9 protein-coding genes are annotated in these 12,554 nt (G+C 52.0%); 3 read left to right on the forward strand and 6 right to left on the reverse strand.

What is annotated here, in order from left to right:
- Positions 1 to 43: 43 nt before the first annotated feature.
- Entirely contained in the window at positions 44 to 1,459 is a 1,416-nt protein-coding gene (locus ACHZCX_RS16145) for an NADH-quinone oxidoreductase subunit N (protein WP_319588224.1), read from the forward strand.
- Positions 1,460 to 1,535: 76 nt separating this feature from the next.
- Here the strand turns inward: ACHZCX_RS16145 and glyA are convergent, their stop codons facing one another.
- On the reverse strand, positions 1,536 to 2,786 hold the full coding sequence (glyA, locus tag ACHZCX_RS16150) for a serine hydroxymethyltransferase (protein WP_319588225.1): 1,251 nt from the start codon (positions 2,784 to 2,786) through the stop codon (positions 1,536 to 1,538).
- A gap of 918 nt (positions 2,787 to 3,704) precedes the next feature.
- On the opposite strand from glyA, the gene ACHZCX_RS16155 reads away from it, so the two are divergent.
- Positions 3,705 to 4,145 carry a gamma-glutamylcyclotransferase family protein gene (locus tag ACHZCX_RS16155; RefSeq protein WP_319588226.1) on the forward strand — a complete coding sequence of 147 codons (441 nt, stop codon included), beginning with the start codon at positions 3,705 to 3,707 and terminating at the stop codon, positions 4,143 to 4,145.
- Between the two features lie 143 nt (positions 4,146 to 4,288).
- Here ACHZCX_RS16155 and yhbY read toward each other — a convergent pair whose 3' ends face one another.
- The 5 genes from yhbY to ACHZCX_RS16180 form a co-directional block, all read right to left on the reverse strand.
- Positions 4,289 to 4,651 carry a ribosome assembly RNA-binding protein YhbY gene (gene yhbY, locus ACHZCX_RS16160; protein ID WP_319588227.1) on the reverse strand — a complete coding sequence of 121 codons (363 nt, stop codon included), beginning with the start codon at positions 4,649 to 4,651 and terminating at the stop codon, positions 4,289 to 4,291.
- Positions 4,652 to 4,662: 11 nt separating this feature from the next.
- Positions 4,663 to 4,941 carry a hypothetical protein gene (locus tag ACHZCX_RS16165; RefSeq protein ID WP_319588228.1) on the reverse strand — a complete coding sequence of 93 codons (279 nt, stop codon included), beginning with the start codon at positions 4,939 to 4,941 and terminating at the stop codon, positions 4,663 to 4,665.
- Positions 4,938 to 5,906, reverse strand: coding sequence for a TraB family protein (locus tag ACHZCX_RS16170; protein ID WP_319588229.1), 969 nt, complete (start codon positions 5,904 to 5,906; stop codon positions 4,938 to 4,940). Before ACHZCX_RS16170 ends, ACHZCX_RS16165 begins: the two co-directional genes overlap by 4 nt.
- A gap of 443 nt (positions 5,907 to 6,349) precedes the next feature.
- Complete coding sequence (locus ACHZCX_RS16175; protein ID WP_319588230.1) at positions 6,350 to 6,496, reverse strand: hypothetical protein; 147 nt, start codon at positions 6,494 to 6,496, stop codon at positions 6,350 to 6,352.
- Positions 6,497 to 6,662: 166 nt separating this feature from the next.
- Positions 6,663 to 8,318 (reverse strand): LysM peptidoglycan-binding domain-containing protein, encoded by a 1,656-nt coding sequence (locus ACHZCX_RS16180; RefSeq protein ID WP_319588231.1) that lies wholly within the window; start codon positions 8,316 to 8,318, stop codon positions 6,663 to 6,665.
- Positions 8,319 to 9,148: 830 nt separating this feature from the next.
- Between ACHZCX_RS16180 and ACHZCX_RS16185 the strand changes: the two genes are divergently transcribed.
- Entirely contained in the window at positions 9,149 to 12,337 is a 3,189-nt protein-coding gene (locus ACHZCX_RS16185) for a transglycosylase domain-containing protein (RefSeq protein WP_319588232.1), read from the forward strand.
- The last annotated feature ends 217 nt before the right edge of the window (positions 12,338 to 12,554 follow it).

A 12,554-nucleotide genomic window follows, 5' to 3' on the forward strand; every position in this document is an offset into this window, starting at 1 on the left:
TGCTGCGCCAGGTGTTGAGGAAACACGAAGAAAGGCACTCTCTATGGTTATTCTTCCCGAACTGGTGCTGCTGGCTGGAGCACTTGCACTCTTCCTGGTCAGCCTTGACACGACGCCTTCCAAGCAGGCGGCGAAATCGGTGGCCATCGTTTTTGGCATTGCCACCTTTGTGGCAACCCTGCTTTCCTTTCAGGCGCAGGGCACTTTGTTTTACGGCGTGTACGAAGTCGACCAATATTCCCAGCTTTTCAAGGTGATGATCGGCTTTTCCCTATCCCTGCTCCTCATCCTAGGTCAGAACCTCAAGGGGATCAGCCCGAGTGTCCGGCCGGAATATTACCTGTTTCTTTTCCTCAGCGTTCTCGGCCTGATGATGTTAGTCAGTTCGGTGGAGCTGCTCGCCATCTTCATTTCCCTGGAGCTCTCCTCTTTTGCTCTCTATCTTCTCGTGCCCATGCGTGATGATCGCACCGGCATTCGGGTACAGATGGAAGCCGGCATGAAGTATATCCTTTTTGGTGTCATGGCTACCGGATTCATGCTGTACGGCATGAGCTATCTGTTTGGTCTGACCGGCACGACCTATCTCAAAAACATCCTCGCCTTCCTCGCACAAGGCAACCTGCAGCCGGCCGTGGTGGTGGCCGTGCTGATGATACTTGGCGGGTTTTTCTATAAACTGGCGGTCTTCCCCATGCATTTCTGGGTGCCGGATGTTTATCAAGGTGCTTCAAACGAGACTACCGGTTTCATTGCCACCATTCCCAAGTTTGGCGCTGTGGCCCTCTTGATCCGTTTTCTCATCGTGCCGACCGGCCAGTCGCCGTTCCTGATTGAACTCATGGCGGTATTGGCGCTCTGTTCTATGTTCTACGGCAACCTCAGTGCCTTGGTTCAGAAGGATATTAAACGGATGCTCGGCTTTTCCGGCATCGCCCATGCGGGATTCATTCTTCTCGGTCTGCTGACCCTCAACAGCGAGGGCTATGGCGTGGCCATCTATTACATTGCCGGTTACGTGCTGATGAATCTGGCCTGTTTTCTGGTGATCAGCAACGTCTCGCAGCAAGGCGAAAACTTGTGTGTCGAAGACTTCAACGGGCTCTACAAACGGCAGCCAGTGCTGGCCTTTGTCTTGGCGGTCGGCCTTTTCGGTTTAGCCGGTATTCCGCCTTTTGTCGGTTTTATGGGAAAATTCATGATTCTGACCTCGGCCCTGCGAGCGGATCATCTGGTGGTGGTCTGTCTGGCTGCAATTAATACCGCGATAGCCATTTATTATTATCTTTCGGTGGTCAAGGCTGTCTATACTGCTGATCCCGGAGAGAATCCACCGGTCACTGTGCATCCGGTGATCCAATTGACAGGCATTGTGCTGGTGATGGCCATTACCTTATTAGGAGCGCTACCGGCAAAATTTGTCGATTTTGCCAGTACAGTGGTGCAGACGTTGCTTTAAGCCACAGGGAACGGACAAAAAAGGGGACGCTTGGTAAAGCGTCCCCTTTTTTTCAGTGGTGTGATAAAGCGTTGCCTTACGTCAGATGTTCCAGTCCAGGTGCGGGAAAGCCAGCACAGAGTTTTTGCACTGATGTGGCGATTTCAGCCTGCAGGGCAGTGTTGGTCGGGTCGGCAACAACGGTGTTGATCCAATTGCCGATTTGGACCATCTGTTCCTCCTTGAAGCCGCGGGAAGTCACAGCCGCCGAACCTAGACGGATACCGCTCGGATCAAAGGGCTTGCGAGTGTCGTAGGGTACGGCGTTATAGTTGAGGACAAGGCCCGCAGCATCCAGGGCTTTGGCCGCAACCTTGCCGGTCACGTTCTTGTTGGTCAGATCGATCAACATCAGGTGATTATCAGTGCCGCCGGTCACCAGGTTGAAGCCCTTGTCAAGCAAAGTGGCCGCTAAGGCCTGGGCATTCTTGACGATCTGGGCCGCATACTGCTTGAACGCCTCGGTGGAGGCCTCTTTGAGGGCCACGGCAATGGCGGCCGTGGTGTTGTTGTGTGGGCCACCTTGCAGTCCGGGAAAGACGGCCTTGTCAATGGCCGCTGCGTGTTCCTGTTTGCAGAGAATCATGGCCCCGCGCGGACCGCGCAGCGATTTGTGAGTGGTGGTGGTGACCACGTCGGCATAGGGAATGGGTGAGGGGTGGGCACCGCCAGCCACCAAGCCGGAAAAATGGGCCATGTCCACCAGGAGCAGGGCACCGCAGGCATCAGTTATTTCACGGAATTTGGCGAAATCGAGGACCCGGGGATAGGCGGAGTGACCGGCGATCAGAATCTTGGGACGACAGGCCAGGGCTTTTTCACGGATGGTCTCATAATTGAGCAGGCCGGTCTCCTTGTCCAGGGAATAGGATTCGGCGTTGAAATACTTGCCGGAGATGGACACCTTGGCCCCATGGGTTAGGTGACCGCCATGCGGCAGGGCCATGCCGAGGATGGTGTCGCCGGGGCTAATGAAGGCGAGATAAACGGCCAGATTGGCCGGCGAACCTGAGTAGGGCTGAACATTGACATGCTCGGCACCAAACAGATCCTTGGCCCGCTGAATGGCGAGGCTTTCCACCTGATCAATGTACTGCTGCCCCTCGTAATAGCGTTTACCGGGATATCCTTCGGAGTATTTGTTGGTCAGGACTGAACCGGTCGCCTCCATGACCGCACCGGAGACGTAATTTTCCGAGGCAATCAGACGTATTTTATCTTTTTGGCGAACCTCTTCCTGTTTAATCAGGTTGAAGATCTCTGGGTCACGTTGTTGTAGGTCGTTCATATTAACTCCTTCGGTGTCTGGAAGTACCGGCAGGACGGGATTCAGTCCCCGTGTGGCCGGAAATGGATGCTTGCGATACAAGTGCTGCATTGCCAGGGGCATTGAGGAAAGAAATACCTGGAAATGTCGACTTCAATGAAAGGGAAACATCATAATCAACCTATTGGCTGTTGAACAGGAGAAAATTACAGATTGGGATGGGATTTGGTTGGAGAAACAGCGCTGAACTGATGGCTGTGTGAGAGATTTTTGCGGAGAAAAGATCCTTCTTTGTCAACCATGACCGTCAAAATCAAGCCCATGCGTTAACCTTATTCGGGATCGATTGTTAGGGTGAGGATAGGGATATATGATCCCGGACCAGGCACTGGGCTTATCGAACAGGTGCTGCGCTGAGGGGGTTGTGGTGTCTGGGCCTTCAGCGGCAGGTTTGCTCGAATTTTTTTTCACTTACAAGGAAAGGTGAATAGAAGGGCTCCTTCCGATTCAGATCTGCGTAAAGGTTGCTTAACCTTTGAGTGAAAAAACTCATGAGGCTGTGAAGCCTTTTTCAGCTGGTTTTCTCCTGTATCGAAAGGGTTTTCGATTTTTTTGATAAACTGCTTCTGCTCTTGGAAAAACAACTATGGTGGGGTATTCTGAAAAATGTCTGCCTGATCGAGCTGTGAGTAGTCGAAAAATCATGAAAAAGTTTGACGGAAAGATTGAATCGTGAGCCTAGAAGATCAAGGCGTTATGCGACCACGAGGGGAATGTTGATACGCGTTTCATTGGCCGGTAAAGGAAACAAATGATGGGACAATACATACCATGATGGCGAGGAATTGGTAAGGCGGCAACAGAGGTGGCTCTGTCTGGACGAATGGGGTGATAAGGTCCTGGCATCAAAAGAAATCGAACGACCAAGCAGGTGGAATAATGGATAAAAGAGCGTTATTTTGTTATGGAACATTGCAGTCGCCACTTGTGATGAAGGCCGTCACTGGCCAGGCCTTTGTGGGCAAGGAAGCTACGTTGAACAACTGGGCCCGCTTTCGTGTGCGAGACTCGGAGTATCCCGGAATCACTCGCCAGGAGGATGCGGTTGTTTCCGGCAAACTCTATTGGGGGCTGGACGAAAAGGCTATGGAGAAACTTGATGCCTTTGAGGGAGATAAATATGAACGGGTCATTGTCGAGGTGGCCCTGTCCGATGGCACCAGCGAGGAGGCCTATACTTATGCTATCCGAAGCGATTGTCGAAAAATGTTATCGGACGACCCTTGGGATTTTGATCGGTTTATCCAGAATGGACTGGAAAAATTCATCCATTGGTTTGTCGAAGATCGCCGCGACCTGTTTGACCGGGGCGACCTCTGATTGTCCCCGCTTTTTTACCGTTACCCCGGAATGCGATCTGCCAGACCGGGGTAACGGGAGCGCTTTCCTCCACTTTCCCGTTCTAAAGGCTTCTGGCCGTTTTTCCCACAGGACACAATTTACACTTTCCGTACCTGATCTTCTTATATGTCTGAGCGCTTCCCTCGATTCTGGGGCCGGGACGAGAGGGGTATCCGTTTTCCTTCAGGCAAATCCGGATTGGGTCGATAGAGAAGAATCATCCTGCCGATGATCTGCACCAACGCAGCTCCGGTGCTCTTTGTCAGTTCCTCACTGGCGCTATTCCGTTCAATCGGGCAGTTCTGCCCGAGCTTGATTTTGATGAGTTCATGGGCTTGGAGCGCAGCTTGGGTGGAATTGAGCAAAGTAGGGGACAATCCTTCCTTGCCCACATAGACCACCGGTTCAAGGTGGTGTCCCATGCCGCGCAATGCTTTTTTCTGTCCACTGGTCAGTTCGACTACTAATTCGATTGGTTCGTCCATGGAGTGATACCTTACTGTGATAAGAGGGATAGAGGTTCCTGCTGTTTGTGTTTAGTTGAAGAGAGTGTTGAAAATTCGATAGCCGCCGATCCATGTACCCAGGCTGTATATCCCACGGTGGTGAGAAGAAAAACAAGAAAAATACGAAGAAGTTTGTTGTGCCACCAGCCCTTAAAGGGAACGATATCCTTGCTTACAACTTCGAATTCTTTCACCATCAGTGGACTGGACATGACTTGGATAAAGGCGCAGGCGTATCCCGCGCCAATGAGCGGCGACAGACTGGTCACCGGCGAGGCTGCAAAGGCGCGGAAACAGTGGTCGCCGGGTGGGCCAAGGCAATCATCAGGGCGCCTACGGCTGTGGGAATGCCGTGGGCCATGATCCAGTAGATAGCGTTGGCCGTAAATTCTACCGTCCCCTGCAGCACCCCAATCAGGATCAGTGATAGTACGATCAGGCCGGGAACCAGCCAGCGCAGGATTTTCCCCGATCGCCCCACCGGTGGGACGAGACTGATCGTTTCAATCAGCCTGCTGTTATTCTGCGAGATGACCCGTTTGATGCCCTCCATGTGACCGGCTCCGACCACGGCCACCAGGCGTTGGCCCGGTGTTTTCTTGATATTTTCCGCCATGAAAATATCCCGCTCGTCGATCAGCACTTCTTTGGTGTGCGGTAGGGCAGTTCCCAACTCGTTGATTAGTTGGGAAAGGACATCCTTGCGTCGAATTGCCGCTAACTTTTCCTCTTCTAGCTCGGTCTTATCGAAGAGCGAGGTTAAGAGCGCCGCCAGCAGATATCCTTTTTTGAGAAACGAAGTAGCGTGCCAGGCGCGGCGAAGGGTCACACGAACATCGCGGTCGCAGAGGGCGATCGGGACGCCCAGCTGTTCGGCGGTCCGAGCGGCGGCCAGCAACGCGGCTCCGGGCTTGATCCCTAGTTGCCCGCCTAGTTTTTTCTGGTAGGCGGCGAGTATCAGATTGACCATGAGGGTGGCCAACTGTTTGTTGCGCACCACCTGTTTGAGGTCCAGATTTCCCCAGTTATTTTGCCTCGAAAGCGATGTGTATCGTTTTTCATCCAATTCAACGCAGACCGCATCGGGCCGTTCCTGTTCGATTACCCGCGTGACCAGATCAGTCGATTGCTGCGAAATATGAGCAGTTCCGACAAGAAGGATGATTTTGCCGTCCCAATTGATGAGGGTGACATCTTCGGGATAGTGATAGAAAGGGAAAGCAGCTACCGTCATATTGAGTGTTGACCGAAAAATTGCCAGGAAGCAGATATTGCGGCAATGTACTCCACTTTAGCGGGAAAAGGGATGAAATCTTCGCTCCTGAGCGAGGGGAAGAGCAAGAGGGGCGCAGGTGGTGGATGTTTTCAAAGCTGGTACTGCCGGATCCCAAAATCACACCAACTCGAAACCAGATGGTTCGAATATGACCAGGGTTGCTGGCGAGGATTTTGCCGGTCTCCATGAGGCTGGCCAGATGGGCCGAAGCGGACTCCCAGAGCCCTAGCCCTCACAGATAAATAATGTTCCGCACGCCTTGCTCAAGGCAGATGTTGAGAAAATTTTTGGCACAGATCCGGTCGACGCGGCTGAAATCCTTGCCTGTTCCCATGGAGTGGATGAGGTATGTGGTGGTATCTACACCGGTAAGCGCCTGGCGGGGTGCTGGGGGGGGGGGGCTAAAGGTGCCTCTTCGACGATTTCGGCATGCAGGTGGGTGTCTTGGAGGTGAGTTTTTTAGCGTTGCGCACCAGAAGGCGAAGGGCTTTTTCCATACTTCGGCCTATATATCCCGTGGCACCGGCGATCAGAATAGTCTTGGTCATTGGAGAAGCTTCCCCTTATATTGTTTAACAACAATAGAGATGATTAGCGGCTTGAGCAAGCAGGAGGTATATTGTTGAATGCAGACAGGGTACACAGGGGGGAGACCAAAGTGGGGTATGGGAGAGGAGGCTCCCGGCAAGGTTTGCCCCTGCCAGGAGCGCGTGTTCACGCTTTCTTAATAATCAATTTATTGCCGGTCTGCAGGGTGTTGTTGCTGAGTTTGTTCCAGTCGCGAATATTCTGAGGAGAGGCTTGAAATTTTCTGGCTATGGTCGTGAGGGTATCGCCATTCTTCACCACATACCAGGTGGGCGGCAGCTCCTTTTTTGCGGCTGCAACAGATTGTTTGGCTGCGATGGTTTCAGGTTGAGACTTGGTCGCGCTCCGTTTCTTGGTCGCATCCAGAGTGGGCACTTGCGCAGTTTGCTTGAGTTCAGCGGCGATTTTTACAACGGCTTGGGAAAATTTTGCTGTTACTGCAGCTGCCTCCGGAGTCGGTCGGTCAAGATGAAGGGTTATCTGCTGCCCCTTTTTTACCATGCTCAGGCTGGAAATTTTGTTCCACTGCAGAATGTTGCGTGCCGGTACTTGATACTGTTTGGCGATGGTCTCCAGCGTCTCTCCTGATTTCAGCGTATGCTGCACCACCTGTTGCTGCTTGTTATTGTTGTCAGTCTTAGCCAAACGTTCTTCAGGTGACTGCCCGTCTTTGGGGAGGACGTATTTGGTAGCTGTTGATGGGATTTTGAGACGAAGGCCTTGGGAAAGTTGTGCGGTTTTGAGGTTGTTCGCCTTGAGCAGGGTTATCCTGCTAATGTTATACATGCTGCAGATAGCAGCCAGGGTCTCACCTTTTTTCACTGTATGTGTGGCAAAGTCGATTGTGGTGACCGGGCGCAATTTGCCGAGATTGCTCGCCACCAGGTCCTTGGTGCCAAGGGGAATCCGCAGGACATAGTCCTTATGCTTCGGTGGCGTTTGATTTTTTCTCAGTTCGTTGTTGAGTGCGCGTAGCTCCTTTATCGATGAGTTAGCGGTGGCGGCAACAGCTTCGAGATTGACCCCGCCAGGAATGCTGATTGTCTCGTATTCCTGCGGTTTTTTGTAGGGTATGTCTGAAAAACCGTATTTTTCTGGATCACGGGCAATGATGATGGCGGCAATTAATTTGGGCACATACCGTTTGGTTTCCATGAAAATACCCTCGGAACTGGCTACTTCCCAAAAATCCTTGGCATTAAATGTTTTCATGGCTGTATCTATCTTTCCCTCGCCGGCATTGTACGCCGCAACAGCAAGATACCAGTCGTCGAATTGTGAATAGAGCTGGGAGAGATAACGAGTGGCAGCCTTGGTTGCCTTTTCCGGTTCCCGGCGCTCGTCAACCCAGGAATCGATTTTTAGACCATATCTGCTTCCGGTGCCTTCTATGAATTGCCAGAGGCCACAAGCTTTAGCTGGAGAGTAAGCTGATGGATTGAAACCGGATTCGATCATGGCAAGAAAGACAAGGTCCAAGGGGAGACCGGCCTTTTTCAGTTCGGCCTCAATATAGGGTCGATACATGGAGGAACGAGCCAGCCAGTAGCTGAAACTTTTTCTTTGTTTCCCTTGGAACAAGCTAAGGTAGTAGAGAACTTGTTTGTTGACGGTGATGGGGAAATCGTATTTGGAGGGGTCGATTCCGAGTTTTTCTAGAGAGTAGGTCTGGTTGGCCCCATATTCCCAAGCGCCGGGCTCGTTCAGGGCTTCCAATTCCTCTTGGGCCGTTTCCTCGGGCTCCGCTGACGAGATTTCTTCATCCCCGGAGTCGGTGGACACAACCTGGGAACTGGACTGCTGGAGTGCCGATTTTTTGTTGTGTGAGGAACAGGCTGAAAGTGAAAGGAAAATAAATGCGATTAGACAGTGGGTCAGCAGCTTGGGCAATATTTTCATAGAGAATAGTGAGGTTGTGCAACCTTATATTGCATTGAAATGATATTGTTTTTGTGCAATCAACAATACAGTGAACACAAGATGTGACGTTGCGATGATTCTTTTTAACTTTTAACAAAAAGAATGACAAGCAAAAGTATCTGGTTCCGTTGTTTTGCTCTCATGGAGAGTCGATTTTTAGCTTACCATTTCGCAATGAAAAGTGTCTTTTCCGGTTTTCCGATTTCTTTATTCTGGAAGATGCATCGACGCATTTTTCATGCAGGTCACTTTGTCGGGTTTGTTGGTATAACTATTTGTTTTTTAAAATTTTATATAGGAAATTTAGTCTGAATACCTTTCGTTTTTTGTAGGGACATGATGATCTAAGGCGGGCGGGTTTGTGATCAGAGGGCAGATGGGGCGTTCGCATTTGGCGACAGTGAAAAAAAACGCACTTTTTCTTCTGAACATGATAAAAACCTCATCACGTTATTGAGCGCTTTTATTGAATGAAGGGATAGTTTATTCTTAATAATATGAAATGATTATGTTTTTCAAGGAAACGTGAAGTGCTGTCGTTTTAAATTTGAACAATTCAGTTTTGTTCTAGTTAGCAATCGCATCGTCATGAATACCCCGAAATTATGATGAAATTTTTTAAATATTGTTTTGTTTCACTTGTGCTTTTCTCTTTGCTTGCCGCTGCGTTTGGTGCAGGAGGGCTCTATTACTTGATTGCGGTCGTTCCGGCTCCGGAGCTTGAAGAATCCTCCATCAACGAAATACTCGGGCGTGAAAGTCCGGTTTTTTATCGAGATGGACAGACGAAGTTGGGGGTGTTGTTTGAGGGCATTCACCGTCAATACCTGCCCTACAAGGACATCCCCCCTACTTTTATCAATGCACTGATTGCTGCCGAGGACGATCAGTTCTTCAGCCATTTTGGTTTGGATATTCCCGGTATCGTCCGGGCCATGCTCGTTAACTTCAAGGCGGGAAAGGTGGTTCAGGGCGGCAGTACCATCACCCAGCAGACCGCTAAGAACCTGTTTAAAAGGGAATCGCGCAGCATTCAGGCAAAGGTCAAGGAGTTGCTCTATGCCCTTCGACTTGAACGCAAGTACAGTAAAGAAAAAATTCTCGAGTTTTATACCAACCAGTTTTTTGTCAGCGGCAACGGGCATGGACTCGGAGTGGCAGCCCGCTTTTTTTTCGATAAGGATCCCAAAGATCTGACCCTTTTGGAATGTGCCTTCATTGCCGGCAGTGTCAAGCGGCCGAACTATTACAACCCCTTTCTCAAGAAAAATTCGGCCAATGCCGCCGAGGTCAGGCAGAGGGGGGATGAACGTATGCAGTATGTCCTTGGTAAGATGCGAAAAGCCGGTATGGTCAGCGAAAGTGAATACGCCAAGCTGAAGGTTGCGGATTTGATCTTCAAGCAGGGAAAAATGTCTTTCGCCCAGAACACCGCCATGGATCTGGTCAAGGAAGGATTGGAAACCCCATTTATTGCTAACACTCTCGAAGAAAACGGTATCTCAAATATTTCTACCTCCGGCGCCCGTATCATCACCTCACTCGATCCCAAACTTCAGGGGAAAACAGTGCTTGCCCTGCGCCAGCACCTTTCCCAGCTTGATGTCCGCTTGCGTGGCTACCACCGCATCCTCGTGCAAACCGAGTACAAGGCATTAGCGTATCCGGGGGACGAAGAGTACACCCCGGGCAGTTTCGTTTTTGGCATAATCGCGGCCATCAGCGAAACCCGGGATAAAGGCGCGGAAGTGCGGGTGCAGTTCGATGATGGCCGGTTTGTGGGCGTTATTGATGCGATTGGCCTGAATCGGTTGGGCGATGCGTACGCCAAATTCAGCCGTGGGGCTTCTGCCGCATCGCCCGCGGATCGTAAGGCCCTGCTCAAGTTGTTGCAGGCTGGAGACCGGGTTTATGTCAGCGTCCGGGGAGTCGGCGAATCGGGAGAGCTGCTCCTCGATCTTGAAAAGTTTCCAGAGGTTGAAGGGGCCGCATTTGTTCTGCAGGAGGGCGCCATACGCGCCATGAGCGGTGGGATGTCGAATTTAAACTTTAACCGGGCCACTACGGCCAAGCGGTTGATGGGGTCGACTTTCAAAACTTTTTTGTTTGCAGCGGCTCTGCAGCTAGGCTGGAGTCCGGTGGATATGCTCAGTAACAATCGGGACTCCTTTGTCTTCATGAACCGGCCATATGCGCCGCAACCGGACCACGACAGTCCCTTCAGTTCGGTGTCGTTAAGCTGGGCCGGTGTTACCTCGGAAAACGTTGCCGCGGTCTGGCTTCTGTATCACCTGACCGACCATTTAACCCCGCCCATGATCCGGGAACTGGCGGCCAAGGTGGACATGGCGCCGCGATCAGGGGATGGAAAAACAGAGGACTATCAGCGATATAAAGAGCGAATGCGGGACAATTACGGTATTATTCTCTCCCGGCAATACCTTGATCATGCCGCGTTTGCCAGCGCGGTGCGGTCGTTGAAGCCCGACTTTGTCTTTGACAACCGCACCGAAGAGTATAACCAGTTGGAGCGCATGCGGTATGACGGCTTTCTTGGTCTGCGTTCACTTGTCCCGGCCATGCTCGCCTTCCGGCAATCTCTTACCGCCTCCCCGCAGCAGCTCGATTTGGACAGTGTTTTTGACAATCCAGGAGCATCGGCACCTCCTTCCGGCGGCAGGCTGGTCCGGGATTCGGCGGGCCGCTTTATCTTCACGCTGCGGCAGGACCCGCCGCCCAACTGGCGTACCCTAACCACGACGGAGATCGTTGATCATCTCGTCACCCTTGATGCCGGTCTGATCGAGTCGTTTTGGCGGGAACAGGTCCAGCTTGACGGCATGATCGCAGCGACGACCCTGCAGCAGGTGGAGAACCAGATCCGGATTGAGCGGGAGAAGTTAGGGCCGGACAAGCTATATTCGCTGGAGGTGCTTGGCGAGGTTCGCGATTTTCGGGTGATGCTTGGGATGCAGTACTTGGTCCAGCTGGCCAAGGAATGTGGGGTCAATAGCAATTTTGAGCCGGTTTTGTCGTTACCGCTTGGGTCCAACGTGGTCTCTCTGGCGGAAATCACCCGTATGTATGAGACGCTCATCACTGGTAGCCGCCATGACGCCGCCGATGCCCCCACCCTAGCCGAATCCGAGTTGGATGGGCGTGTGGATCCGGATGGAGCGGCTCTTATCGAGCGGATCGAAACCCCGGAAGGCAGGGTGGTTTACTCTCGGCAGGTCCATAAGACGCGGGTGATTGATGTCAAGAGTTCCGCGGCCATAGGGAACATCCTGCAAAATGTCATTCCATACGGCACCGGCAAGTACGCCATGGAGCATGTCCAGCTCCGCAGCGACGATGCCGCCCGCAATAAAATCCTGGCTAAGCTGAGCCAGCCCTACCCGCTTCTGGGGAAAACCGGTACCGCCAACGACTACCGCAACGCCGCCTTTGTCGGCTATGTTCCCGTTTTGGCAAAAGATCAATCGGGAGTCAGCCTAGAGGGCGGTTATACCATCGGGGTGTATGCGGGCTTTGATAATAATCTTCCCATGGTGAAAGGCGGTTTCCGGGTCAGCGGTTCGGTGGGTGCCCTGCCAGCCTGGAGCGCTATTGCTCAGGCCCTTCTTGATGAGGAGAGAATCGCTGACCGGCTCGATGCAGTGGATCTGACCTTCAACGGGCTGGCCCTGCAATACCCCGACGTCAAGCAGGTGTTTCTGCCGGTGGCCCCCAATCAAGGGGGAGCGGTGGTGGGCGGCTCTACCGGGCTACGCCAGACTACCCCCCCAGCATCTCCTGCGAGTCTTTGTTTCGGCGCGGTGGGCGCGAATGGCCGGTTTGAGCCTGAGCGCCTTTTCCTGCCGTTCTGGAAAAATCGCTGACGATATTTTAGTTCAAGGATAGCCCACCGAGGCGTCTGGCCGAACCCTTCTGCCCAAGAGATGTCGATCCAGGCGCCCTTCCTAGTCGTGATGTTTTCCTTTAAGACGCAAGAAAGAAATTGTCCGGTGGCGTGGAATTTGCTATCTTCCCTCTTTATTCTTTGCTTTTTTCAACAACAGGATGGGGAGATGGGGGACCATTACTGGTTGCAACCAT

It is taken from the genome of uncultured Desulfobulbus sp. (assembly GCF_963662935.2).
Classification (GTDB): domain Bacteria; phylum Desulfobacterota; class Desulfobulbia; order Desulfobulbales; family Desulfobulbaceae; genus Desulfobulbus.

Bases quoted from the DNA above. Each gene is read 5' to 3' on its own strand.
- ACHZCX_RS16145 (WP_319588224.1), top strand. From the start codon at position 44: ATGGTTATTCTTCCCGAACTGGTGCTGCTGGCTGGAGCACTTGCACTC.
- glyA (WP_319588225.1), bottom strand. From the start codon at position 2,786: ATGAACGACCTACAACAACGTGACCCAGAGATCTTCAACCTGATTAAA.
- ACHZCX_RS16155 (WP_319588226.1), top strand. From the start codon at position 3,705: ATGGATAAAAGAGCGTTATTTTGTTATGGAACATTGCAGTCGCCACTT.
- yhbY (WP_319588227.1), bottom strand. From the start codon at position 4,651: ATGGACGAACCAATCGAATTAGTAGTCGAACTGACCAGTGGACAGAAA.
- ACHZCX_RS16170 (WP_319588229.1), bottom strand. From the start codon at position 5,906: ATGACGGTAGCTGCTTTCCCTTTCTATCACTATCCCGAAGATGTCACC.
- ACHZCX_RS16175 (WP_319588230.1), bottom strand. From the start codon at position 6,496: ATGACCAAGACTATTCTGATCGCCGGTGCCACGGGATATATAGGCCGA.